Source organism: Anaerobacillus sp. QJM3NY_32 (assembly GCF_056173645.1).
Map to the genome: position 1 here is coordinate 3377265 of NZ_CM149684.1, position 24184 is coordinate 3401448.

Genomic DNA, 24184 nt, shown 5'->3' on the forward strand with positions numbered 1-24184 from the left:
TAGGAGAACGCTCTTTTTCTATAACCGGCTATTCTTATACTTTGAAATAGCAGCCTGTACGTGTGGATGATAGGTTGTTTTTATGTAATCCGTTCCTGATGAAATCCACTTTATCGCCGTTTCTGCACGTACCCCAGTAATCATGATATCCACCCCAAGGAGGTTCAATGAGCCGCATAACTTTAACATCATTTCAGAAAACTCTTGATTGAGAGAGGTAACAGACGATAAATCGATAATAAGTGTATTCACCTTCATATCAGCTACTTTTTGAAGTCCTATATCAAGAAGGAATTGAAAACCTACTTCTTCCACAACAGGTTGAAGAGGTAATAATCCCAGTTGATCCATAAGAGGGATTACGTTCACTGCCATGTTCTCCATGCGATCAATCAGTTCTTCTTGTTTTTCATACAAATGAGTCATATCCCGGAATTCTACCATTGCTCCATACATTTTATCAGATTCTCGTAAAACCCTTGTTTGAATGGTTAAATACAGGTTATAAACTCCCCAGCTATACGGCATAGCTTCAATGAAAAACTCTTCTCCCGTTTCAATCGTCCGCTCCACATGGCGCACTTCTTCTGGCGCTAAGGGGAAAACTTCGTATACATTTTCCCCTAACACATCTTCACGCTTAACTTTTAGGATCTTTTCCGCTACTTCGTTAATGTGTATGATGCGAAAATCTAAGTCGATCGCTAAAATACCACATGATATATGATTCAATATATGATCCTGTACTATACTCACTATATCACTCCTATTAGATCAGGCTCATAAAACAAAAGGAGAAGATCGGCTACTCAATTCGTCCATTACATCTCTGTCAGTCTATTATAGGGCTTCAAGCTTTCCCATTCCTATTTATTATAACTATCTAAATTCTACACCCATCTTCATTTCCCTGTTTTTGTAAACGAATCGTTTTGTCTACTACAAAACTCTCACCATATCTAGTTACTTTCTGAACAAAAAAACTGCCAAAATGGCAGTTTTCAATCCCAAGCAAATCGCTGTTCTTTCCACGGGTCACCATACATATGATAACCATTCCGTTCCCAAAAGCCCTGCTGATTTTCTGACCGAAATTTAATTGCGCGAATCCATTTCGCACTTTTCCAGAAATACAGATGGGGCACTACCATTCTGATCGGATAGCCGTGTTCTGGGGTTAACATTTTCCCGTTATGTTTGTAAGCAAGAAGGCTCGATTCTGCAAGAAAATCTTCAAGCGGAAGATTCGTAGTCCATCCTTCTTCTGCCTCTAACATAACAAACCTAGCTTCCTTTCGAATGCCTACATGATCTGCTATCGTCCGTGTTGCAATGCCTTCCCATTCATTATCAAACTTCGACCAGCCTGTCACACAGTGAATATCATTTGTTTGTGACGTCTCAGGTAGAGCCATTAGCTGTTCAAAGGTTAGAACCGTAGGGCGCTCAACGAGGCCTCCTATTCTTAAATCCCAATTTGAAAGATCTTTTTCATAATATGGCACGTCACCAACGTGTAGAACTGGCCATCCCTTCGTTACGCGTTGATTAGGAGGAACACGATCGCTGTTTTGCTCCTTTACTTTACCAAAGTACATACGCCACCTCATTTCATAGCTGTTTTATTTAGTGTAACAGAATATACCGACCCTTCTTTTATAGAATGCTCTATAATAAGCAGAAAGAAAAACACGGAGAGCACTCTCCATGTTTTTCTTAGTTAAAAGATCATAGCTGCAATCCAGCCAAATAAGATAAGCGGGATATTATAGTGTAAGAACGTTGGGACAACCGTATCCCAAATGTGATTATGCTGACCATCTGCATTTAGTCCTGATGTAGGGCCTAATGTACTATCTGATGCAGGAGAACCCGCATCTCCGAGGGCGGCGGCAGTTCCGACAAGCGCAATTGTTGCCATTGGGCTAAATCCTAATTCCATAGCAAGTGGAACATAAATCGCCGCAATAATTGGAATGGTTGAGAATGATGATCCGATTCCCATCGTAATAAACAATCCGACGATTAACATCAAAAGAGCCGCTAGCGCTTTATTATCGCCTATTAATCCGGATGCTTGTGTTACAAGCGATTGAACTTCACCCGTTTGTCTTAGAACTTCAGCGAACCCATTCGCTGCAAGCATCACAAAACCAATGAATGCCATCATTTTCATACCGTCTGTTAAAATCGCTTCAGATTCAGCCAATCGAATGCTCCCCGTAATATAAAGGACGATAATACCTGAAAGTGCGCCTAGAATCATTGATTCAGTTGGAATCTGAACAGCAAGGGTAACGACAACAGATAAAATGGCAAATAGGATGGAGCGATTTGAATAACTATATGTCTCAGATGTATCTTCCTGAGCAATAGATAGCTGTTTATATGTCCTTGGCTTGCGGTATGAAAAGAAGACCGCAATAAGGAGACCAACCACGAGACCTGCTGTTGGCAATAGCATAGCTGTCGGTATAGAGGAAAGTTCAATTTCCATGCCACTATCAGCCATATTCGACTGAAGAATTTCGTGAAATATTTTACCGAAACCAGCCGGTAACAGAATGTATGGTGCGGTTAGTCCAAAAGTAAGAACAGCTGCTACCGCTCTACGATCCATTCCAAGTTCATTTAACACCTGAAGAATAGGTGGGATAAGAATAGGAATGAACGCAATGTGAACAGGCACTAGGTTCTGAGAGAAACATGAGATGAGAAGAATGACAAAGAGAATAAGAACTTTAGCAAGTCCCTTCTTCCGATCTCCTCCACGACGATTAACCATCTTTAGAGCACGCTCAACAATTAATTCAGGAAGTCCAGTGCGAGTAAGACCTACAGCAAAGCTACCAAGCAACGCATAGCTCAATGCAACAGTCGCTCCTCCTCCAAGTCCTGAACTAAACGCTTCGATTGTATCATTAAGAGAAAGTCCTCCTAATAAACCACCGGCGATTGCTCCAATAACAAGCGCAATGACAACATGTATACGAAAAAGGCTTAGCCCTAGCATGATGAGAACTGCAAGAATAACGGCATTCATAACGTAACAACCTTTCAATTGATCCTTTAGTTTGGTAAATCACTAATAAGTTAACACGAAAGAGAAATCGTGTCAATGGAAGACGCTGGTGCTTCCCCACCTTACCATGTGTCAAATCACAACTTCACAGGAATATGGTATAATAGACTGACAATTCCATGTATTATATTCCTTGTTTTAAATGGAAGTTAGGTAAGGATTTCATCCCCTAAGATTGAATTGAACCACCAAATGAGCAAAGACTTGAAAGTTTATCCTCAACCGATCTCCATTACTTCAATCATTCACTCGATTGAAAGTAAATTTCTTCGGGTACACCATTCAGTAGGAACAGTTTAGAAAGGAAGATGTTGTCACTCATGGATATTTTGCTAAATTTCCCCCTTTGGGCAGCGCTATTTGGCGTTGTATTTGCCCAGTTTCTGAAAGTACCGATTTATTTTATTGCAACGAAACAAATTAATTGGTCCCTCTTCAACGCAACAGGCGGCATGCCAAGCTCTCATTCCGCCGCTACGACAGCTTTAGCGACTGGAGTTGCACTTGAGACTGGCCTTGATTCTCCTATATTTGCCGTAGCAGCGATGTTCAGCATTATTGTGATGTTTGATTCAACCGGTGTTCGCAGACAAACAGGAGAGCAAGCCATTGTACTAAACCAGCTTGTTCTTAATTTCAATAGATTCGTTTCTGAAGCGAAAAATTGGCAGCAAAAGCAAGAACGAGAGAAAATTGAAGAATTAAAAGAGCTATTAGGGCATAAGCCAATCGAAGTTCTCGTTGGTGGCTTGCTTGGAATTATTTCAACTTTAATTTTATACTATGCTTTTCAAATCGCTTAAATATAGGAGGACTTAAATGCGAATTGTTTCATTGTGTCCTAGTAATACTGAGCTATGCGCCTACCTTGGTTTAACAAATCAGCTTGTCGGTGTTGATGACTTTTCCGACTGGCCAGAACAAATCAGGAGTCTTCCACGTCTTGGTCCCGATCTTTCAATTGATTTGAAGCAAGTTGAAGCGTTGAAACCAGACCTTATTCTCGCATCACTGAGCGTTCCAGGAATGGAGAAAAATATTGAAGGCATGGACGAACTTGGTCTATCTTATACAGTATTAAATCCCAATTCCCTTGAGGATATTTGTAACGATCTCGTTACTCTTGGAGAGCTTACAAATAAAAAGCAGGAAGCCCTCTCCCTTTCCAATCGTTTCAGAAAATTGATTCAAGATTACAAGAAAATCAGTGATCAAATCCCAGAGAAGCCGGATATCTATTGGGAATGGTGGCCAAAGCCCATTTTCACACCTGGTAAAACAAACTGGCTGACTGAAATTAGTGAACTGGCAGGAGCGAGAAATTCTTTTCGTGATGTGGAACTCGCTTCTGTTCAAACAGATTGGGCAGATGTCGTAAAGCGAAGACCAGACCATATTTGTCTTGCCTGGGTTGGCGTTCGACAGAATAAAGTAAATCCAAAAATCGTTCAAAAACGTCAGGACTGGGACAAGCTTCAAGAAAGTCCCATTCATGTACTAGAAGAATGGCTTTATTGTCGCCCTTCACCACGTTTAATGACCGGCCTCGTCAAACTTGCAGCCATTCTTCATCCTGATCGCTATCCCTCTTTTGAAGGGGAAGATGCTTTCTTAGAAAATGAGAGGTAAACGCAAAACGTCGGAGAGTATACTCTCCGACGTTTTGTAGCTTCTGTTATTCTTTCTCACTCATTAACTCTTGTCTGAAAACTTGCATCGACTCTTCTTCATTCAAAGTTAACAACATTTCTTCCGTTAAGGTTCCATCACCTTTTTCGATCAGATATACGTCGAGTGTCTTTTTCCCCCACTCATTATAAACATCATTAACTGTGTCGTAATAGAGATCAATTCTCTTCCCAGTTATCGCACTTCCTGTATCTGCTACAACCCCAAAGCCATACTCAGGAATAAAGAGTACACTACCAATTGGAAAGACGGACGTATCGGCAGCGATCGTAGAGTAGAGATCCCGCTTTACCTTTACGCCAGAATAGGTGATGCCATATGCAGGATGCTCAGGTGTTTTCCCTGTTGATTCCTCACCTGCCGTATAACCTGTAGCCGTTACGGTATGCGTTGGATACTGTGACCAATCCTGAGAGGTCGCTAGGCTTGTCCTATCCTCTTCACTGAGTACAGTCTGCTGAGGAAAAATCCACTTCGTTACATCTTGCATTGATAAACCCGATAATAATAAATAAGTTGATAGCAACGCTGCTGCAAAAAGACCTGTAAAGATCATCCCTTTTGCGATCAGCATGATAAATCGCACATTTTCCACTCCTCTCATGATCTATTCATTTCCAGAGAAGTGAAAACCTATTCATCAAGATAACGTGCTTTTACACATATAAAAAACTTCTGCCAACAATTGGCGAAGCTTTTAGAACATCTGATATCCTCTTACACGAAGCATTCTGATCGCAACACCAGCGAACACAGCTCCAACAAGCCCAGCAGTTAAAATAATCGCATCGGCACTTCCTAGTGAAAGAAGATCAGTACCTAACGCTTTAAATGAAGAACCTGGTGAGGAAAAATATTGAAAAAACGTAACGTTATCAATAATCATGATAACGATTACAGGATAGACAACTGCCATAATCCATGTCGAGCGTAGAAGCATGTTAAGCAGGAATCCAATTCCAAAGAAAAGCACAATAAACAGCAGCATCGAAATAATCAGCTGTGGAATCGCCATCGTTTCACCCCCGAGTAATCATTGTTAGTTTACTGGATTGTCCCATTTTAGTCAATGAACAGAGGGTGAACAAAAGAAAAGCGCAAGCGCCCGGTAGGTCCGACAAGCGCTGGAAGCCTTTCAATTGAACACGGTCTTTGTGTTCAACTGAAAGGCTGAAGCGACTCGAGGACCTGGGCGCTGGAGCTAGACCTCAATCCACACATTATTATTTTTGAACCAAAAGAAAAACTAAGCGCTCTCAAACGCTTAGTTAGTTGGATTTTGTTTTGCTCCACTTCCTCCACAGTTATCACATGTTTCCGATCCACCAAGAAGTAGTTGAAAGTACCCCTTTCCCTGGCAATAAGGGCAATCGGTTGCTTTCGCCTTATTTTGTTGTCTTCTCACATCAACCACTCCTTTGTTGTAATTTTCTGATAATATACCAAGAATCGTTGAAAAAGAAAAACACCAAATTTTACACTGACAGCCCGTGTAAGCGAATACATCGTTAGTTATCAGATTATTTCGTCATTTATCAAATCATTTCAACCATTAGGAGGTGATGTGAGCGAATCGGACTTTTCCATCTATAACCGAAGTGTCTCCATTCGCCTTAAAGTCTTTACTTTTTATTGAGGCTCGAGTATAACAATTTGTAAGACGTGTACTGAAATTGATTTCCAGGATTCATCTCCGTTATAAACTGATCCATTTCATTCAGAAAAGAAGGAATCATAGACGACGTACGTGGATCAGTAAGCAGTTCCTCCTTTGTTAAAAATCGGGACTCTCCAATTTCATTCGTTTCGGACGTTAGCGTGCCTCCGGTTCTTCTCATATAAAAAACCACTAAGTTATCACTTACATCTTTGTTAATGACACCTGAACGAATTCCTGCTATTCCAGTCGTTTCTGCAACAATACCCGTTTCTTCAAAAATTTCTCGGACAGCTGCTTCATCAACCGTTTCACCCGGATCCACAAATCCGGCAGGAAAAGACCATTTCCCTTTTAAACCACCATACTTCTTCATCACGACGAGATACTTCCCCTCAAATTCCACAATGCCTGCTGCTGCCAACCATACTTTTCCCCTTTCGGTCAAATCGAAATCCTCCCCTGGAATAAATAAAGTAGTACGTTCATAGACTTTACTATAGCCCCTATTCTATTGAATAGATTAGAAAAACTTGGCTGATCGTCATCTCCTTTATGACGATCGCCTTCGTTTTTCTTATTGCGCTGATCACAAATGAATCATTTCATAAGAGCAAAAAAAGGCAAAGACATGACGTCTTTGCCCTCTTTATCGAATGATCTTAAAATAGCTTAAGCTTACCTTTTTTCCAGACAAGCCCTGGCCCACCAAGCATGAAGAGATAGCGATTATCAATCACTTTTTTCATAGCAGACGCTGTGCTACCATAGAGCTTTTTATTCCCAACTTTACCAATCGCTTCGCCTTTACCAAGTGAAGCAACCGTACCTTTGATGTCAGGAGTAAAGCTCTCAAGCTCTTTCCCACGCACAAGGCTCAATAAGTTCTTAGATACAGCTCCAGCAGCTTGAATCGCAACCTGAGCCGTTGGAGGGAATGGACGATTGATTTCTTCGTTAATAAGAAGAGCACAATCTCCAACAACGAAAACATTATCGTAATCCGGTGTACGCTGATCTTTACGAACAGGAACACGGCCGCGGTTTGTTTCGAAGCCAGAATTTGCAACGATGGAGTTGCCTTGCACGCCACCAGTCCAAACAACTGTCGCTGCCTTCACTTCTTCATCCTCACCCAAGATAACGCCGTCTTCTGTTACTTCTTTGATCATTGTGCTCGTACGGAATTCCACACCTTTACGCTCAAGTAGATTCATTCCGTATTCTACAAGCTCCTCATCAAAACCAGGAAGAACAGTTGGGGACGCTTCCACATTAATGATTTTAACGCGATCACGAGGGATATCGAACTCTTTGCACAGTTCAGGAACACGTTCAGCAAGTTCACCAACAAATTCAATTCCAGTGAATCCTGCGCCACCCACAATGATGGTTAGAAGATCATCGCGACGCTTAGACTCATTATTGTAGCTTGCGAACTGGTATTCAATGTGTTCACGAATTTTACGAACGGAGTTTACGCTACGAATACTGAAGGCATTTTCTTTAAGACCCTTAATACCAAACGTAGCTGGTTCAAAACCAAGTGCTAGCACAAGGTAATCGTATTCAAGTTCACTGTTAGAAAGAATGACGCGCTTTTCATCCGGCTTTACTTCTACGACTGTGTCTTTAATAAATTTGATTTTGTTCATATCAATGACATCTTTGATCATAATTCTTGTTTTGTCATGGTGCATTGTTCCTGCAGCTGGTTCATGAAGCCATGTTGTTTGGTAATGATAGTCATGCTTATTCACAAGCGTAACTTCCACTTCATTTGTTCCCATCTCTTTTTGAAGACGAGCTGCTGTCATAATACCGCCGTACCCTGCACCTAAAATTGCGATTTTTGGCCTACTCACTTGAATCACATCCACCTTTTATCGGTATTTTTTTAGGACATATTGTAGATTTCCCTGCATTGTCCCATCGTGAAACGTCAATAAACGCTAAATATAAAAAATCTCTTTCTCAAAAATGAACAATATTGAATAGGATCAAGAGACATTGTTAAGTATTTCACGTTCTAGACCGAAAAAAATGGTGATCTAGCCCGCACTTTGTCATAAAATTTTCAAATCTGACGCTCCATTCTAATCATATTCTTTTTTTTTTCTTTTTCAACCTTTATAATGAAAGTTCTAGAGGTGTTTTCACCTTAGGGGTTTAGTTCCGTTTTTATTATGATTATAATAATGAAAGCACATTGAATAAATTATAGGGGGACTGACTTATGACTGACCAACATGAACTTTATGATATAACGATTATTGGTGGAGGTCCTGTTGGCTTATTTACCGCATTCTACGGTGGTATGCGCCAACTTAAAGTAAAGATTATTGAAAGTATGCCACAGCTTGGAGGGCAGCTCTCTGCACTCTATCCTGAAAAATACATTTATGACGTCGCTGGCTTTCCTAAAGTTCTCGCACAAGATCTTGTCGATAATCTTGTCGAACAGGCGAATCAATTTCAACCAGAGGTTGCTTTGGAGCAGTCTGTGGAAGAAGTAACAAAACAAGAAGACGGCACTCTTTACCTCCGTTCAAACACAGGAGAAGAGCATTATACGCGAGCGGTTATTATTACTGCTGGTGTTGGGGCCTTCCAACCTCGTCGCTTGAAAGTAGAAAGTGCTGATCTTTATGAAGGAAAGAACCTTCACTATTTCGTAAATGATCTCACAGCATTTGCAGGACAAAAAGTTCTTATTGCTGGTGGAGGAGATTCCGCAGTAGATTGGGCTAATATGCTTGAGCCAATTGCTGAGGAAGTAACACTTATTCACCGTCGCGATAAGTTCAGAGCTCACGAACACAGCGTTGAACAGCTTATGAACTCTTCTGTAAACATTCAAACGCCGTATAACATTACTGAATTCATTGGTGACGGAGAACGCATTAACCAGGTTGTTCTCGAGCAAGTTAAAGGTGAAGAGAAAATAACGAAAGACGTGGATGCAGTTATTGTGAACTACGGCTTCATTTCTTCTCTTGGACCAATTAAAGAATGGGGCCTTGATATTGAAAAGAACTCCATTGTTGTTAATACCAAAATGGAAACAAACATTCCTGGTATTTATGCAGCTGGTGATGTTGCTACATATGACGGCAAAGTAAAGCTTATCGCCTCTGGATTTGGTGAAGCACCAACAGCTGTTAATAATGCCAAATCCTATATGGATCCTGATGCAAAGGTACAGCCGCTTCACAGCACTAGTCTTTTCGATAAAAAAAAGTAAGTTCAAGGAAAGTGAGGCGTAAACATGGATGAGATTCTCTTTATCATCGTGATGGTAGCAGGTCTTGGCTTCTCTCTTTATAAAAGTCTTAAAGATACGCCAAAACCGAACTGGAAAACCGTTAAACAAAACCTTTTCCATTCTTCTCACTAAGACGTTAAAAACCCCGTACACTTGTACGGGGTTTTTAATATGTATGTTTTCACCAACCAAGACCTACTTTGGTTGCTAGAATTTCTTCACCTGAACCATTCAACGTAATTTCATAACGCCCTGAACGATTCGAGTATGTGAGCGTTTTTTCTTTAAATGCGACATTAGCTTGATAGCGCACTTCAAAATTCTCCACCTCTAAATCTTCAGATCCCTCTTCATGTATCTTTACAGTAAACAACAGAATCCCCTCCTTATACAGTCATTTTATCACCGACAGAATTCATGAGATATGACAAATAGTTTACACTAGTACCGTATTTTTCCATGAAAAATATTTTCTTAACAGCACATTCCTTGTGATTATTTTCTTCTTGAAGCGGGTAAACCCAAAATAGACTTAAAATAATCTGTTTACAGGAGGACTTATCAATGAGTAGATTACAAAATAAAACAGCGGTAATTACTGGAGCTGCAACTGGTATTGGACAAGCCACTGTTGAGCTTTTCGCAAAAGAAGGAGCTACGGTTTTATGTGCTGATGTTAATACAGAAGAGATGAGTAAAACAGCTGAGAAGCTAAATAACAACGGAGGTAATGTAAAAACTTTCCACGTTGATGTATCAAGTGAGGAAAGCGTAACGAGTTTTGCTAACCAAGTCAAAGAGGAATATGGCACGATTGATGTTCTCTTTAATAACGCAGGGGTTGACCAGGAAGGTGGAAAAGTCCACGAATACCCAGTCGAATTATTCGATCGTATTGTTTCAGTTGACTTGCGCGGTACATTTTTAACAAGCAAATACTTACTTCCACTCATGATGGATAATGGTGGATCGATTATTAATACGTCATCGATGTCAGGTCGAGCAGCTGATCTGGATCGTTCAGGCTACAACGCAGCAAAAGGTGGCATTACAAACTTTACAAAAGCCATGGCAATCGACTATGCAAGACAGGGAATACGAGTAAACTCTCTCTCTCCTGGTACGATTGAAACGCCACTTATTGATGAGCTTGCCGGTTCAAAAGAAGAAGAAATGGGTCAGAAATTTAGAGATGCGAATAAGTGGATTACACCACTTGGTAGACTTGGTCGCCCAGATGAAATGGCGAAGGTCGCTCTTTTCTTAGCATCTGACGATAGCTCTTATGTGACAGGTGAAGATATTACAGCTGATGGTGGGATTATGGCGTATACATGGCCTGGTAAGATGTTAATCGATGAGCAATGGAAAAAGGAAACAGAGTAAGATAAAAAAGCAAAACCCCGATGCAACTGGCATCGGGGTTTCTTTATAAATAAACTTAAGCCCACCACATTTCAGTCGGCTGGTCAACAATTAAAACAGATTGAAGGTTCTTAACAGCCGTTTGGAAGCCTTCGTTAATAGACATAAGTGGATCTTCGTGTTCAATGCTTACAACATGGTCATAGCCATATGTACGAAGTGCGCTCATCATGTGAGACCATTCTTGATTACTATGTCCACAACCAACAGAACGGAACGTCCATGCTCGTGTCTTCACTTCTCCATAGGGCTGCATGTCTGTTAATCCATGCATGTTCACATTATCCTGATCGATATACGTGTCCTTCGCATGGAAATGATGAATCGCATTTTCTTTTCCAAGAATTTTAATGGCTGCGACAGGGTCAATTCCTTGCCACCACATGTGACTTGGATCGAGGTTTGCACCGATTGCGTCACAAGTTAGCTCACGAAGCTTAAGCATCGTGTAAGGTGTATGGACAAGAAAACCACCATGAAGCTCAAGACCTATTTTCACATTATGATCCTTAGCAAATTGCCCCCACTCTTTCCAATAAGGAACTAGCTTCACTTCCCATTGCCACTTCAAAATATCTGAGTACTCCGCTGGCCATGGCGTTACTGGCCAATTTGGGTTTTTCGCGTCTTCGCTATCACCGGGCGTTCCTGAGAATGTATTCACTACTGGAACGTTCATTGCCGATGCTAATTTCACAGTCTTAACGAAAGTGTCGTGGCACTCCTCAGCAAATTTCTTATCAGGAGAAATCGGATTTCCGTGACAACTAAAAGCACTAATTTCGAGTCCTCTTGAATGAACTTTATCAAGATATTCCAAGCGCTTCTCTTCACTTTCGAGCAATTCATCCAGATTGCAATGAGCATTACCTGGATAACCTCCCGTTCCGATTTCCACCGCTTTAAGTCCAGATGCTTTCGCATGATCGAGCATCTCTTCGAATGACTTATCTGAGAATAGTACAGTAAATACACCTAGTTTCATAGGACCACTCCTCTTATGTTTTTAATCAAGTCGAATGCTTCTCCCAGTTGTACAGCTTTCATAAATTGCTTCAATTACTTGTGACACACGTCTCGCCTCTTCTGATTTTACGATCGGTTCCTCTAGTCCAAGACTGCTGTTCACAAAATTCGCAGCTTGAGGCAATCCTGGGTCCTCATCTCCTGGTACCCATTGACTGCTCGTATTTAAAAGCATGCCGTGCTGAGCTTTATTTAATTGAAATGGAAAAACATCGAGACCCCCATCACTACCGGAGATACTAACAGACTCTTTGTCCTCTGCAATGTTGGCTGACCAGGATGTTTCAAAGAGCATAGAAATATTATTATCAAAACGGATATATGCCGTGACATGATCATCCACATTAAACGTCTCGTGATCAAATGCTCCCCACTGGTTCACTTGTTCAGGCGTTTTGCTTAAACGATTGTATGTTGTTCCTGACACTTCAACAGGCTTCGCGTTGCCCATTAGCCACATACTTAAATCAAGAAAGTGGCATCCATAATCTATTAAGCTACCGCCGCCTTGAAGCTGTTTATTCGTAAACACGCCCCAGCCAGGAACCTTTCGGCGACGAAGGGCTTGAACTCTTGCAACCATTGGATCACCGATTTCATTCTCTTGAATAAGTTGACGTGCCGCACGCGGTTCCTTCATGAAGCGATAATGATAAGCGATGGATAAGATTTTGCCAGACTTTTTCTCTGCTGCAATCATCCGATCACATTCGGCAACTGTCATCGCCATTGGCTTTTCACAGAGAACATGAACACCTGCGAGTAGAGCTTGCTCAGCTAGATCCGCATGAAATTTATTCGGTGTGCAAATCGTAACGGCATCTACTTCATTTAGCATATCCTGTACATGCTCGTACACATTAGGAATATGACAAGAAAGCCCTACCTGCTGCGCTTTTTCATAATCGACATCATAAACACCAAACAACTCTACTTGTTCAGAGAGCTGCTGGTATGCTGGGATATGCCGGGACTGGGCGATGCCGCCAGACCCGATAATCCCCATACGTAATTTATTCACTTGATCACCTCAGGTTAACGATTTTCTTCGTTTCATTTGATTCTAGTGCTGCGAGAACCACTTGAAGAGAATTCATCCCTTCCATACCGCTTACAGGAACGTCTTTATCCGACACAATGCTATCTACGAACTTGTCGATAACCTGTGAACTCGATTGGCCGCCGCTATCATTTGTTTGAATACCACCAAGCTCATATTTCACCACTTCACCTGTCTGATACTGAACAACAAGCGAATTCACTGGATCGTCTTCAAGTCTAAGAATCGCTTTTTCGCCATAGATAATCGTTGAATTATCTTCACTCGCTGTATAAGCCCAGCTTGCAGCTAGCGTTCCAATAATACCGCTTTCAGATTTTAAAATACACACTGCATTATCATCAACTGTAGCAAACTCCTTCGCACTTGTTTCAACAAACGAGCCTACCTCTACGATCTCTTCATTTAATAAATAGCGGATAAGATCGGTCTTATGCACACCAAGATCTCCCATTGCTCCAATAAATGCTTTCTCTTTCTCGAAGAACCAGCTATCTTTCCCATCCACACTCCAACCTTCAGGTCCAGGATGTCCAAAAGCTGTTCTAAAGCTATACACTTTGCCAATTTCACCGCTTGCTAGAATGTCTCTCGCCTTTGCGTGGGAAGGAACGAAGCGTTGATTGTGAGCAATCATTAAGTTCTTCCCACTTGTGCGAGCTGCTTCAATCATTTCTTCAGCATCTGCACGTGATGTTGCCATTGGCTTTTCGCAAAGAACATGCTTTCCTGCTTTTAATGCAGCAATAGAAATCGGGGCATGAAGGTAGTTTGGCGTACAAACACTTACAGCATCAATCTCACTATTTTGCAGTAGCTCCTCATAGCTTTCATAGGACTTTGCTCCGTAAAGAACCGCTGTTTCATCTGCTCTTGTTTTCACAATATCGCACACAGCAGCAATTTTTATTTGTGTGTTTGCCGCGTATTCTGGTAAATGACGGTGTTTCGCAATACTCCCACATCCGATAACACCAATTTTTAATTCATTCATGGTTTCTCCTCCTCATTCAATCTCTTATTTAGACGCAATGGTTTCTAGCGGTTTTGCATTTCCATAGACTGGCTTTGGTATCGTCGTAGGTTTAGCCCAGGCTACAGCATTTTTCATAACCTGCTGGATCTCTTTATTGTAATAAGTTGGATATGTCTCATGACCAGGTCTGAAATAGAAAACCTTTCCTTGTCCTCTCTTATATGTACAACCGCTTCTGAAGACTTCTCCGCCTTCAAACCAGCTTACAAACACAAGTTCATCTGGTGCTGGGATATCAAAATGCTCACCATACATTTCTTCTCTCTCAAGCTCAATTTTCTCACCAAGTCCCTCCGCAATCGGATGGGTTGGATCGACAATCCACATTCTCTCTTTCTCATCCGCTTCACGCCATTTCAAATCACAGCCTGTCCCCATTAGCTTCTTGAAAATTTTAGAGAAGTGACCAGAATGAAGGACGATAAGCCCCATTCCATCAAGAACTCGTTGATGAACGCGATTCACAATTTCATCAGATACTTCTTCATGCGCGATATGTCCCCACCAGAGAAGAACGTCCGTGTTGTTCAGCACCTCTTCAGATAAGCCATGTTCAGGCTCGTCCAAAGTGGCCGTTTTCACTTCAAAATCCTCTTTTAGAAATTCAGCAATGGCACCGTGAATTCCGTTTGGATACACGCTTCTTACTTCTTCACTACTCTGTTCATGACGATTTTCATTCCATACGGTTACGTTTAGCATTAAAATCCACTCCTATTTTTATCTATTCTTTAACTGAACCTGATGTTAATCCTGACACGATTCTTCTTTGGAAAATCAAAACCATAATGACAAGAGGAACGGTTACAACAACGGTCGCTGCTGAAATTTCTCCCCAAGGGATCGTATACTGACCCTGAAACAGGGCAATTCCGACCGGGACCGTTTTAAACTTATCAGCCGTGTTAATCGTAAGGGCAAACAAGAATTCATTCCAGGCTGCAATAAATACGAGAATGGCTGTTGTAAAAATACCTGGTACAGCAAGTGGCATAATCACTTTCCAATACGTTTGCCATAGTGATGCTCCATCGATTTTCGCTGCTTCTTCAAGATCGAACGGAATTTTACGGAAGAACGTAACGAGAAGCCAGATCGATAATGGCAGCGTGATCGTTGTGTACGGGATGATTAAGCCAAGATAGCTATTTGTAAGACCTAAGTTTTTTAGAAAAATATAGATTGGTGAAATCGTCGCTACTTGTGGGAACATGGATACAGATAAGACAATCCCCAATATAATCGGTTTTCCTTTAAAATTCAGACGCGCGATGGAATAAGCAGCGAATGAAGCGACCAGTACGGTGTACACAGTCGTAATTGTCGCTACAACGGTACTGTTCCAAAGATAGCGAGGGAAAGGATAATCTACGAAAACGGATACATAGTTTTGTAGAGTTGGGTTATTCGTAAAAGGATTGAACGCTTTTTCACCAAAGAGCTCTGTTAGTGGTTTAATCGAACTTGCAAGCATCCATAAGAACGGAAACATGACAACAAAAACAAACACAACTAGGAAAACGTAAAACATCGGTCCCGCTTTCTTATTCATCTGGCTGTCCCTCCTTCTTCATGATAAAATACATTCTCATTTCTTTCCAGTTCCGTCGTTTATTAGTTCTGCACCGAGTAATTTAATAAAGATTCCAGAAATTATGGCAACACAGATGAATACAACTACTGAAATAGCTGAACCTTCACCAAAGTTTGTCTGAGTAAACATCAATGTATAAGCGAGCATCGAGATCGTTTCGGTTGAATTCGCTGGACCTCCGCCAGTTAATACATAAATTAAGTCAAACACTCGGAATGCATCTAGAGTACGGAATAAGAGAGCAACGAGAAGACTTGTTTTCAAAAGTGGTAATGTAATCGTTACAAACTGCTTCCACTTATTCGCTCCATCAATTGATGCGGCTTCATAGAGGGAAGATGGGATCGTTTGCAGTCCTGCTAGAAGAAGTAAAGCCATATATGGTGTCGTTTTCCACACATCAGCGAAGATAACAGAGAACATTGCACCTGTATCCGTAGTGAGAAGCATCGACATTCGATCGATCAATCCAACATCTTCAAAGAGCTTCGCTACAATACCGTTTTGACCATCATAAAGGAACTTCCACATGAGGGCTGCTACCGCTGTTGGAATCGCCCACGGAATTAGGATACTTGCACGAATTAATCCTCGCCCTAAGAAAGCTTTGTTAATAAGGAGAGCAATCGCTAGACCAAGTATGAGCTCAGCTAGAACAGAAATAAATGTAAATACACTCGTGTTCCAAAGAGACTTCCACATCCGCTGATCAGTTAAATTTTCTTTGTAATGCTCAAGTCCAATGAAGTTCGGTTCAACAACAATTTCAGTTAGTGCGGATGATAAACCAACAATCTTATCGCCTTTTTCCAAACTTCCATTTTCATTGATCGACATTAAATCATTATTGATTGTTTTAACGGAAGACGTAAAATCCTCTGCTACGCTTTCATCAATTTCAACGTACTTCATATCGTCAGGAATATTTTCAAACTTGTCTAGCTTTTCATTAATCACGTCATAATTTTCTGCTGCTTGCGGGTTTTCTTTAATACTGGCATCGAGATTTTCTAATGTTGTTTTCATCTCGGTCAGCTCTTCACTTGAATTTCCATTATCAATTTCAGAATTAATTGCCCCGACTAGGAAGGGATAGTTTTGCAAATAGCGGTCCAGGTCAATTTGATAATCGAGATGGACTTCTGATTTAGTTGGTTCATTGAGACGAAGGTCGAAAAGACTAAAATAAAATGACTGGAAAACTGGCCAAATAGAAATTGCTAGAATTAGAATCAGTGCTGGGGCAAGAAGTAAATAACCGACAACCGCATCGTTTTTTTTCTTCTTTTTGGGCTGTTTCTCCACTTTAATAGGCTCTTTTGGATCGATATCTGTCTGCATACCAACGCTCCTCTCTTTAGGAAAAAGTGTCTTGTTGCTCACTCAGTTAAGATCGCAACTAAACACCGCTTTTTGATACTATGAAATTTCTTTCAAAGAATATGTAGGAAAGACATTAGCCTTCGTATTGAAGGCTAATGACCTTCTCTATTATTTTTCTAGCTTTTCATTCATTTCTTTTTCCATTGCAGCCGCTGCTTCTTCAGGAGTTTCTTCTCCTGCGATCGCTTTAGAAATGTGAATTTGAATGATTTCAGAGATTTCAGGGTAGTTTGGTGCTACCGGACGTGAAACCGCTGCTTCAAGAGCTGTTTGGAATCCTTCTTCTCCAAAGAATGGGTTCGCTTCGATAATTTCTTCATCTTCGAACAGAGCAGGAATTGTTGGAGCGTGTGAACCTTTAATTGCATCAATTTTTTGTCCTTCTTTACCAGTCATAAACTTCAAGAACTCCCATGCTTCTTGAGGATGTTCAGAGAAATTATTGATGGCTGCCATCCAACCGCCAAGGGCTGAAGCAGAACCAGCGTCACCTTCAGGAAGTGGAGCTACTTCTACGTTTCCAACAATCTTAGACTGTTCTTCATCATTCGCAAGTGCGAATTGATATGGCCAGTTACGGATAAATGGAGATTGACCTTCAATAAATGCAGTATGAGATTCTACTTCAGTAAACGTATTGATGTTACCTGGAACGAAATCAGAGTTTGCGATTTCAACCATTTTTGAAATACCTTTGATCGCTTCAGGGCTATTGATAACAACTTCTCCATTCTCATCAATAAACGCACCGCCGTAAGAACCGACAAATTCAACTGCGTTTGTTACAAGACCTTCATATTGCTTCGCTTGCATGAGGTAACCAAACTTCGTACCGTCTTCACCTTTTAGCTCAGAAGCTTGAGTCATCAAGTCATCCCACGTTTTTGGAGCTTCAGATACTAAGTCAGAGCGATAGAAAAGCATACCAGTATCAATAAATTTAGGCATCGCCCACTGCTTTCCGTTAAATGTTGCTGCCGTAACTGGTCCCTGGTTGTAATCGTCCATGTTAATACCGTCTTTTTCAATAAAACGGTCTAATGGAAGCACATATCCTGCTTGAGCGAATTCAGCTGGCCAGATTACATCGATATCGAATACATCAATTTCTGATGATTCAGCGTTCAACATTGTGACATAAGCATCGTGCTGTGCTCCTGTGTCGGTCGGCATCTCGCGGAATTCGATTTCGATATTCGGGTTTTGCTTCATAAATTCCTCAACCATTACATCGGTTGCACCTGTTGCATCTTTACCACGCGCATAAACGAGTGTTACTTTCTCTTCGTCACCTGAACTTGCATTTTCATCACCAGAACTGTTGTTATTACTTGAAGAATTGTTTGAAGAACTACATGCCGATAGAACTAGGATAAGAGCCAAAACGATAAAAAGTAGTTTACTATTCTTCATAATTCGCATAATACTAAATCCCCCTTAGATTTGGTTGAAATCGATTTCAAAATTGTAATCGATTTCAATAAACAAGTTAACGCTTACATTTATCGCAAGTTATGTAGAGTTACGAATAACAAGCGATAGTGGTAATTCTTTAACACTTTGAGTTGTACGCTCACACTGCCCTTTTAAACAATCAATAAAAATAGACATAGCTTGTCCGCCAATTTCTGCACCGGGTTGATAAATGGTTGTTAGCTCTGGTTCAATTAAGCTGGCAATTGGCTGATCGTCAAATCCGAGTATCGCTATATCTTTCGGAACATCTAATCCATTTCGCTTTGCTTCCTTCACCATTGCAGCTGCCACTTCATCTCCTCCGGTAAAGATAGCCGTTGGTCGTTCAGTTAATTCAAGAATTTTGTTAAACGTTCTTACGCCGTCTTCCATTGTGTATGTATCTTGGAAGATCCATTCTGGCTTTATTTCTAGGCCAGCTTCTTCAATCGCTTGAAAGACTCCTTTACGGCGATCATTAGACAACCCGCTTGTTGAGCCCATACAATAAGCAATCCGCTTATGTCCTCGCTCAATTAAATGCTTTGTTCCTAAATAACTCCCCTGAACTTGATTCAATCGAACCATTGGTACCGTCGCATCGTGATGATATTCATTACAAAGTATAATCGGTCCATGTGCCGTGTAGGACTGAATTTCTTCCCAATTATTTTCAATCGAAGTGAAAATAACACCATCAACTTGCTTCGTCTGTAACAAATTCAAGTATTCGAGTTCCTTCTTTTTACTAGATTTCGTCTGACAAATGATCAATTGAAATCCATTCGCTTCAGCCACGCTTTCAATTCCATTAAGAACCAGTGTAAAAAACGGATTCGTTAATCTTGGAATTAACACAGCTACTAGATTTGTTCTTCGATTTCGCAAGTTTCTAGCTGATGTATTAGGAAAGTAACCTAGTTCCCTCATTGCCTTATGAACTAATTCACGCTTGTCTTTAGTTACGTGTGGATAATCATTGATGACACGTGACACAGTCGCTCGTGATAGACCTGTATAGTGTGCGACATCAGCAATTGTTGCCATGTTTCATCCTCCTCAGAAAGTACAAAAGAACCTCCCTTCGTTTGTAACCGATTTCATGAAATCGATTACAAACAGCATAACGTAAGTTCACAGAATCTTCAACATTATTTTTTGAATATTTTAACCATTTTATTTTTTTAGCTGTATTTCTCTTAAATATTTATAACTCTGAGTCACACTTTCAATCGGATCAACATCACATTCATCCTGCTCAACAACCCACCATTTTACGCCGCATGCCTGCCCCTGCTCCACTACTTCCTGAATCGCAATGTTACCAGTGCCAAGAATAGCCGTTGCTTCTCTCTCATCATCCAAGCGGTCCTTTAAATGAATGATTGGTGTTCTACCTGAGAACTTTTGCATCCACTCAACTGGATCATGACCAACCTGGTTAAGCCAATAAATATCAAATTCAGCCTGAATGGAAGAATGCGCCTCTAAAATTCCGAACAGCTCACTACCTTCAATACTTCGACCAAGTTCAAAATCATGATGGTGATATCCTAATTCCATTTGATGCTCAGTACAAATTTCCGCTGCATTCTTCATGATCTTAGCTACCTTTAAAAAGTCCTCATGACTTCTTCTTTCAGGTGGAAGCCACGGGCAAATAATTCGGCTGTTTCCAAGTACTTTTTGTTCCTCTATAACAGTTTCCAAATCGTTTTCAATCCGCTCAATCGGGATATGATGTCCAATGACGCTTAACCCAAGTTCATCTAATTTGTTTTTTACTTCTGATGGTTCATATCCATGCAATCCTGCAAGTTCAACACCTTCGTAGCCTATGGCCTCTACTCTTATTAACGTTTCGAAGAAATCCTTGTCACATTCGTTTCTCAACGTGTAAAGTTGTAACCCAACTCCAATTTCAATCATGTGTGACACTCCTTTTCATAATTAGAATAGACATTCCATTCTTCCTGGCAAAGTCGATCAATTTGTAAATTTACAAATTGATCGTTTGAATGTTAACTCTCATAGAAGATAAATTTTCTTCACCATCACTGTGTTCGATGGAACGACTAAAATCCCTTTTTTTAGACATAAAAAAAGAAATTTTTCATTATTGAATCTGGATTAAGGTTACATTTAAAAAGCTCATAAATTGTTCAGAGAGCTTAAGGCAAAACCTATAATGGAAAGAGAGTAATAAAAAAACTCCCCCACACGTTCAATAAACAATTGAACGTTGGAGAAGCTTTAAGATACGGGTCATGACTCACCCTATCCGATATTTAATTTCTTAACAATTCTCCGGCGTACCAGCGTTGGTCGCTGTTTTAAACGAAGAACCACAGCCGCATGATGCGATCGCGTTCGGATTATCGATGGTGAATCCGCCGCCCATCATGTTTTGTTTATAATCAATATTCACACCGTTTAAAACGGGTGCGCTTTCGTTATCCATAATAATCGTTACGCCATGCTGAGCGTCGAGAGCTTGATCATCTTCCTTCATTTCTGTATCAAAGCCCATGCCGTAGCTTAAACCAGTACAGCCGCCACCTTTAACACCTACGCGTAAATAAAGATTGTCGCCTTCTTCTTGCTTCATCATTTCTTTTACCTGTGCTGCTGCAGCTTCAGATAAATGGATCATTTAAATCCCTCCAATCACCGTAATGCTACTATTAGTATATCGTGCTATAGAACTAAGCTCAACAATTGAACACTATCAAACAGAAATACTCACTTCGCTAGCCTGATGATTGTATTTCAACTGTAATATCAGATTATGCTTCTTATCAAGTTTTTGACCATATGCCAATAGTTCCGGGTAATTCAAGCCAAGTACTATATCGGCTTGAGTCATTTTTGCGCATAGAATTTCACGCCGTATCTTTTCACAGTCGGAGTCTTGAATGATCCTTCTATTCATAACCACTTATTATTCTAAATCAATATCCTATCATTTACAAATATCCAGTTATTTCCCTGTATAATAAACTCCAGTTGATATCGTCACTGCTGGACCTGTCATCCAGATGTGATCATCTTCATCCCACGTAATTTCCAGATCGCCGCCTGCGAGATGAACTGTCACCTCTGTACCCTTTAATGTTTTGTTATTTAATACGCCTGCTACTACTGCTGCACATGCGCCTGTTCCACAAGCTTGAGTAATACCAGAGCCTCTCTCCCATACTCGAAAATGGTATTCACTGCTAGAGACTACTTCAACAAATTCAACATTAATACTTTCTGGGAATAGCTGATGATCTGTAAAATAAGGTCCTGCTGTTGTGAGAGGAGCCTTTTCTATATTATCGACAAACATCACCATGTGAGGATTCCCCATCGATACTCCCGTCATTTGAAGCGGTTCTTCTTCAAAAAACACCGTTTCATCAATAACTTCGTCTTCTGAATTTCCGATCATTGGAAGACTTCCTCTTGTCCACTCCGGTCTCCCCATATCAATCGTAACAGTCTCCACACGATCACCCGCTAAATGAACTTCTGCCTGTACAAGTCCTGCTAGCGTTTCAATGGCAAATTTCGTTGAAGAAACCAGCTGGTTTTCATATGCATACTTAGCTACGCAGCGGAGGCCATTGCCACAGTTTTTCCCTTCAGAACCATCTTTATTAAAAATTCTCATCTTCACTTCTGCTTGATCGGATGGGCAAATCAAGATCATTCCATCCGATCCTATACCCGTGTAAACATCCGATACTTCTCTTGCGTATTGAGGAAGGTTCTTTTCTTCTAACTTTTGCTCAAATAAGTTGATGTAAATGTAATTGTTACCAAGACCATGCATTTTTGTATATGTTATCTCTTGCAATGCTTTCACTCTTTCTATATTTTAATGGCTCTTTCGAACAGCTTCTGTCGTCCAGAAATAATCACTATCAATTTTCTCAATCATGAGCTTGCCGTTACAGCAAGGCATCACGAGTCTTGTTTTGATTTCTTCACAACCTTGTTGGTAATCTCGTTCTGTCATAGGCGTTAAAACATTCTCACTATGACAAAATGGACAATGCGGAACATAGACGTCCCCCATCATACGATCATATGGCAATGTATGTTCAAAGCTACTCACGAGTGATCCCCCCTGTCTATTATTTAGACAAGTATACCGTAAAACAGGCAAAAAACAACACCGCTTCGCCTTCCGTTTTCAATACAACCAATCAAAACGATATAAAAAAAAGCCTCTATAAAAGAGGCTTTCAAAATTAGAAAATTAGCATACCTGCGATTGCAGCATTTAAAAGGTTTGCAAGCGTACCTGCAAGGATTGCGCGCATTCCAAGCTTTGCAATTTCAGGACGACGTTTAGGCGCTAGACCTCCAAGGCCTCCAAGTAAAATAGCAAGAGAAGAGAAGTTCGCAAATCCACAAAGAGCAAAACTGATAATCGCAACTGATTTGTCAGTTAGGTTCCCAGCACTAATTTCTGGACCGAAAGAAGAGAAAGCTACAAATTCATTAAGAATTAACTTCTGTCCAATGTAGTTACCTGCTTGAACAGCATCTTGCCACGGAACACCAATAACAAAGGCAAGTGGTGAGAAGATATACCCAAGAATTTGCTGAATCGTTATGCTTCCTGCGCCAAACCATCCACCTACTGCTCCAAGTAAACCGTTTAGCAGGGCAATCAATGCGATAAACGCAAGAAGCATCGCTCCAACGTTTAAAGCAAGTTTCAGACCATCTGATGCACCATGTGCAGCAGCGTCAATCACGTTTACGTGATCTTCGTTTCTTTCCATCTTAATTTCTTTCGCTGTTTCTGGTGTTTCAGTCTCTGGCATGATGAGCTTAGCCATTAACAATCCACCTGGTGCTGCCATGAAACTTGCCGCTAGTAAATACTCAAGCGGTACACCTAATAAAGAATAACCAATTAGGACCGAACCAGCTACCGAAGCAAGTCCTCCTGTCATAACTGCAAAAAGTTCTGATTTCGTCATTTTATCTAAATAAGGTTTGATGACAAGTGGCGCTTCTGTTTGACCAACAAAGATATTTGCAGTAGCTGAGAGTGACTCCGCTTTACTTGTTCCAAGCGCCCATGAAATTGCTCCACCAAGAATACGGATAACCCACTGCATAATTCCAAGGTAATAGAGCACAGAAATAAGAGAAGAGAAGAAAATAATGATCGTTAGTACTTGAAATGCAAAGATCATTCCAATGTCTTCATTTCCAATTAAGCCACCGAAAAGGAAGCCAATTCCTTCATTTGCATATCCAATAATATCCTGAACGAATAGTGATAGTTGTTTTAAAGCAGCTTTACCCGCTTCCCATTTTAATACTACAAATGCAAATGCAACCTGAATGGCAAGTGCACCCAGTACCGTACGTAGGTTAATCGCTTTGCGATTTGTAGAAAAGATTAGTGCGATGGCAAATAACACAGCCATACCACCGAATCCCCATAAAATTTGCATATTTTACACCCCTTGTTAATTATTGAACCCGTTTATAAGCATAGCCTCCC

At 40.7% G+C, this 24184-nt stretch carries 27 protein-coding genes; 5 read left to right on the forward strand and 22 right to left on the reverse strand.

Annotated elements, in window-relative coordinates; translation table 11 throughout:
• Positions 1-18: 18 nt before the first annotated feature.
• The 3 genes from AC0VYH_RS17520 to AC0VYH_RS17530 form a co-directional block, all read right to left on the reverse strand.
• The gene (locus AC0VYH_RS17520; RefSeq protein ID WP_430241742.1) at positions 19-756 is read right to left on the reverse strand and encodes an STAS domain-containing protein; all 738 of its coding nucleotides are present in this window, start codon (positions 754-756) and stop codon (positions 19-21) included.
• Between the two features lie 245 nt (positions 757-1001).
• Entirely contained in the window at positions 1002-1598 is a 597-nt protein-coding gene (locus AC0VYH_RS17525; protein ID WP_475372834.1) for a sulfite oxidase-like oxidoreductase, read from the reverse strand.
• A gap of 122 nt (positions 1599-1720) precedes the next feature.
• Positions 1721-3043 carry a Na+/H+ antiporter family protein gene (locus AC0VYH_RS17530; protein ID WP_475372836.1) on the reverse strand — a complete coding sequence of 441 codons (1323 nt, stop codon included), beginning with the start codon at positions 3041-3043 and terminating at the stop codon, positions 1721-1723.
• 359 nt (positions 3044-3402) lie between these two features.
• Here AC0VYH_RS17530 and AC0VYH_RS17535 point away from each other — a divergent pair, with 359 nt between their 5' ends.
• Together AC0VYH_RS17535 and AC0VYH_RS17540 are read left to right on the forward strand one after the other, a co-directional pair.
• Positions 3403-3885 (forward strand): divergent PAP2 family protein, encoded by a 483-nt coding sequence (locus AC0VYH_RS17535; protein ID WP_194219610.1) that lies wholly within the window; start codon positions 3403-3405, stop codon positions 3883-3885.
• A 16-nt stretch (positions 3886-3901) separates the two neighbouring features.
• Positions 3902-4711, forward strand: coding sequence for a cobalamin-binding protein (locus AC0VYH_RS17540; RefSeq protein WP_475372837.1), 810 nt, complete (start codon positions 3902-3904; stop codon positions 4709-4711).
• Positions 4712-4757: 46 nt separating this feature from the next.
• Here AC0VYH_RS17540 and AC0VYH_RS17545 read toward each other — a convergent pair whose 3' ends face one another.
• The 5 genes from AC0VYH_RS17545 to AC0VYH_RS17565 all read right to left on the reverse strand — a co-directional run bounded on the left by AC0VYH_RS17545 (position 4758) and on the right by AC0VYH_RS17565 (position 8293).
• A complete protein-coding gene (locus AC0VYH_RS17545) occupies positions 4758-5345 on the reverse strand; it encodes a 3D domain-containing protein (protein ID WP_430241796.1) in 588 nt (195 codons plus the stop codon).
• Between the two features lie 123 nt (positions 5346-5468).
• Positions 5469-5786 carry a YuiB family protein gene (locus AC0VYH_RS17550; RefSeq protein ID WP_194219021.1) on the reverse strand — a complete coding sequence of 106 codons (318 nt, stop codon included), beginning with the start codon at positions 5784-5786 and terminating at the stop codon, positions 5469-5471.
• 249 nt (positions 5787-6035) lie between these two features.
• Positions 6036-6176 (reverse strand): YuiA family protein, encoded by a 141-nt coding sequence (locus tag AC0VYH_RS17555; protein ID WP_194219020.1) that lies wholly within the window; start codon positions 6174-6176, stop codon positions 6036-6038.
• Positions 6177-6393: 217 nt separating this feature from the next.
• Complete coding sequence (locus AC0VYH_RS17560) at positions 6394-6876, reverse strand: NUDIX hydrolase (RefSeq protein ID WP_475367886.1); 483 nt, start codon at positions 6874-6876, stop codon at positions 6394-6396.
• Between the two features lie 214 nt (positions 6877-7090).
• Positions 7091-8293 carry an NAD(P)/FAD-dependent oxidoreductase gene (locus AC0VYH_RS17565; RefSeq protein WP_475367887.1) on the reverse strand — a complete coding sequence of 401 codons (1203 nt, stop codon included), beginning with the start codon at positions 8291-8293 and terminating at the stop codon, positions 7091-7093.
• 371 nt (positions 8294-8664) lie between these two features.
• Here AC0VYH_RS17565 and AC0VYH_RS17570 point away from each other — a divergent pair, with 371 nt between their 5' ends.
• Together AC0VYH_RS17570 and AC0VYH_RS17575 are read left to right on the forward strand one after the other, a co-directional pair.
• On the forward strand, positions 8665-9672 hold the full coding sequence (locus AC0VYH_RS17570) for an NAD(P)/FAD-dependent oxidoreductase (RefSeq protein ID WP_430241753.1): 1008 nt from the start codon (positions 8665-8667) through the stop codon (positions 9670-9672).
• A gap of 24 nt (positions 9673-9696) precedes the next feature.
• A complete protein-coding gene (locus AC0VYH_RS17575; protein ID WP_475367888.1) occupies positions 9697-9825 on the forward strand; it encodes a hypothetical protein in 129 nt (42 codons plus the stop codon).
• Positions 9826-9874: 49 nt separating this feature from the next.
• Here AC0VYH_RS17575 and AC0VYH_RS17580 read toward each other — a convergent pair whose 3' ends face one another.
• Positions 9875-10066, reverse strand: a complete 192-nt coding sequence (locus tag AC0VYH_RS17580; RefSeq protein ID WP_475367889.1) for a hypothetical protein — start codon at positions 10064-10066, stop codon at positions 9875-9877.
• 191 nt (positions 10067-10257) lie between these two features.
• Here AC0VYH_RS17580 and AC0VYH_RS17585 point away from each other — a divergent pair, with 191 nt between their 5' ends.
• Positions 10258-11079 (forward strand): SDR family oxidoreductase, encoded by an 822-nt coding sequence (locus tag AC0VYH_RS17585; RefSeq protein ID WP_194219015.1) that lies wholly within the window; start codon positions 10258-10260, stop codon positions 11077-11079.
• Positions 11080-11134: 55 nt separating this feature from the next.
• On the opposite strand, the gene AC0VYH_RS17590 is transcribed toward AC0VYH_RS17585, so the two are convergent.
• From AC0VYH_RS17590 to AC0VYH_RS17650, 13 genes are all read right to left on the reverse strand, one after another.
• A complete protein-coding gene (locus AC0VYH_RS17590; protein ID WP_475372838.1) occupies positions 11135-12103 on the reverse strand; it encodes a sugar phosphate isomerase/epimerase family protein in 969 nt (322 codons plus the stop codon).
• Positions 12104-12124: 21 nt separating this feature from the next.
• Positions 12125-13165: a Gfo/Idh/MocA family protein gene (locus tag AC0VYH_RS17595; RefSeq protein WP_475372839.1), complete on the reverse strand. Its 1041-nt coding sequence runs from the start codon at positions 13163-13165 to the stop codon at positions 12125-12127.
• A 4-nt stretch (positions 13166-13169) separates the two neighbouring features.
• Positions 13170-14198: a Gfo/Idh/MocA family protein gene (locus AC0VYH_RS17600; protein WP_475372840.1), complete on the reverse strand. Its 1029-nt coding sequence runs from the start codon at positions 14196-14198 to the stop codon at positions 13170-13172.
• 24 nt (positions 14199-14222) lie between these two features.
• On the reverse strand, positions 14223-14942 hold the full coding sequence (locus AC0VYH_RS17605; RefSeq protein WP_430241764.1) for a ThuA domain-containing protein: 720 nt from the start codon (positions 14940-14942) through the stop codon (positions 14223-14225).
• 22 nt (positions 14943-14964) lie between these two features.
• Positions 14965-15792, reverse strand: a complete 828-nt coding sequence (locus AC0VYH_RS17610; RefSeq protein ID WP_098444829.1) for a carbohydrate ABC transporter permease — start codon at positions 15790-15792, stop codon at positions 14965-14967.
• 36 nt (positions 15793-15828) lie between these two features.
• Entirely contained in the window at positions 15829-17175 is a 1347-nt protein-coding gene (locus AC0VYH_RS17615; RefSeq protein WP_430241766.1) for a carbohydrate ABC transporter permease, read from the reverse strand.
• Between the two features lie 150 nt (positions 17176-17325).
• Positions 17326-18639 (reverse strand): ABC transporter substrate-binding protein, encoded by a 1314-nt coding sequence (locus tag AC0VYH_RS17620; protein WP_226615069.1) that lies wholly within the window; start codon positions 18637-18639, stop codon positions 17326-17328.
• Positions 18640-18729: 90 nt separating this feature from the next.
• Complete coding sequence (locus AC0VYH_RS17625; protein ID WP_430241768.1) at positions 18730-19719, reverse strand: LacI family DNA-binding transcriptional regulator; 990 nt, start codon at positions 19717-19719, stop codon at positions 18730-18732.
• 129 nt (positions 19720-19848) lie between these two features.
• Positions 19849-20601, reverse strand: a complete 753-nt coding sequence (locus tag AC0VYH_RS17630) for a sugar phosphate isomerase/epimerase family protein (RefSeq protein ID WP_475372841.1) — start codon at positions 20599-20601, stop codon at positions 19849-19851.
• A 367-nt stretch (positions 20602-20968) separates the two neighbouring features.
• Complete coding sequence (locus AC0VYH_RS17635; RefSeq protein ID WP_283153732.1) at positions 20969-21325, reverse strand: HesB/IscA family protein; 357 nt, start codon at positions 21323-21325, stop codon at positions 20969-20971.
• Between the two features lie 327 nt (positions 21326-21652).
• Positions 21653-22513, reverse strand: coding sequence for a diaminopimelate epimerase (gene dapF / locus AC0VYH_RS17640; RefSeq protein ID WP_430241772.1), 861 nt, complete (start codon positions 22511-22513; stop codon positions 21653-21655).
• A 21-nt stretch (positions 22514-22534) separates the two neighbouring features.
• Positions 22535-22774, reverse strand: a complete 240-nt coding sequence (locus AC0VYH_RS17645) for a hypothetical protein (RefSeq protein ID WP_226615075.1) — start codon at positions 22772-22774, stop codon at positions 22535-22537.
• 136 nt (positions 22775-22910) lie between these two features.
• Positions 22911-24134 carry a NupC/NupG family nucleoside CNT transporter gene (locus AC0VYH_RS17650; RefSeq protein WP_404683161.1) on the reverse strand — a complete coding sequence of 408 codons (1224 nt, stop codon included), beginning with the start codon at positions 24132-24134 and terminating at the stop codon, positions 22911-22913.
• Positions 24135-24184 lie beyond the last annotated feature (50 nt).

Coding starts and splice junctions, on each gene's coding strand:
- AC0VYH_RS17525 (WP_475372834.1), bottom strand. CDS start 1,598: ATGTACTTTGGTAAAGTAAAGGAGCAAAACAGCGATCGTGTTCCTCCT.
- AC0VYH_RS17545 (WP_430241796.1), bottom strand. CDS start 5,345: ATGCTGATCGCAAAAGGGATGATCTTTACAGGTCTTTTTGCAGCAGCG.
- AC0VYH_RS17590 (WP_475372838.1), bottom strand. CDS start 12,103: ATGAAACTAGGTGTATTTACTGTACTATTCTCAGATAAGTCATTCGAA.
- AC0VYH_RS17585 (WP_194219015.1), top strand. CDS start 10,258: ATGAGTAGATTACAAAATAAAACAGCGGTAATTACTGGAGCTGCAACT.
- AC0VYH_RS17540 (WP_475372837.1), top strand. CDS start 3,902: ATGCGAATTGTTTCATTGTGTCCTAGTAATACTGAGCTATGCGCCTAC.
- AC0VYH_RS17650 (WP_404683161.1), bottom strand. CDS start 24,134: ATGCAAATTTTATGGGGATTCGGTGGTATGGCTGTGTTATTTGCCATC.
- AC0VYH_RS17550 (WP_194219021.1), bottom strand. CDS start 5,786: ATGGCGATTCCACAGCTGATTATTTCGATGCTGCTGTTTATTGTGCTT.
- AC0VYH_RS17530 (WP_475372836.1), bottom strand. CDS start 3,043: ATGAATGCCGTTATTCTTGCAGTTCTCATCATGCTAGGGCTAAGCCTT.
- AC0VYH_RS17600 (WP_475372840.1), bottom strand. CDS start 14,198: ATGAATGAATTAAAAATTGGTGTTATCGGATGTGGGAGTATTGCGAAA.
- AC0VYH_RS17570 (WP_430241753.1), top strand. CDS start 8,665: ATGACTGACCAACATGAACTTTATGATATAACGATTATTGGTGGAGGT.
- AC0VYH_RS17630 (WP_475372841.1), bottom strand. CDS start 20,601: ATGATTGAAATTGGAGTTGGGTTACAACTTTACACGTTGAGAAACGAA.
- AC0VYH_RS17535 (WP_194219610.1), top strand. CDS start 3,403: ATGGATATTTTGCTAAATTTCCCCCTTTGGGCAGCGCTATTTGGCGTT.
- AC0VYH_RS17575 (WP_475367888.1), top strand. CDS start 9,697: ATGGATGAGATTCTCTTTATCATCGTGATGGTAGCAGGTCTTGGCTTC.
- AC0VYH_RS17625 (WP_430241768.1), bottom strand. CDS start 19,719: ATGGCAACAATTGCTGATGTCGCACACTATACAGGTCTATCACGAGCG.
- AC0VYH_RS17615 (WP_430241766.1), bottom strand. CDS start 17,175: ATGCAGACAGATATCGATCCAAAAGAGCCTATTAAAGTGGAGAAACAG.
- AC0VYH_RS17635 (WP_283153732.1), bottom strand. CDS start 21,325: ATGATCCATTTATCTGAAGCTGCAGCAGCACAGGTAAAAGAAATGATG.
- AC0VYH_RS17610 (WP_098444829.1), bottom strand. CDS start 15,792: ATGAATAAGAAAGCGGGACCGATGTTTTACGTTTTCCTAGTTGTGTTT.
- AC0VYH_RS17605 (WP_430241764.1), bottom strand. CDS start 14,942: ATGCTAAACGTAACCGTATGGAATGAAAATCGTCATGAACAGAGTAGT.
- AC0VYH_RS17620 (WP_226615069.1), bottom strand. CDS start 18,639: ATGCGAATTATGAAGAATAGTAAACTACTTTTTATCGTTTTGGCTCTT.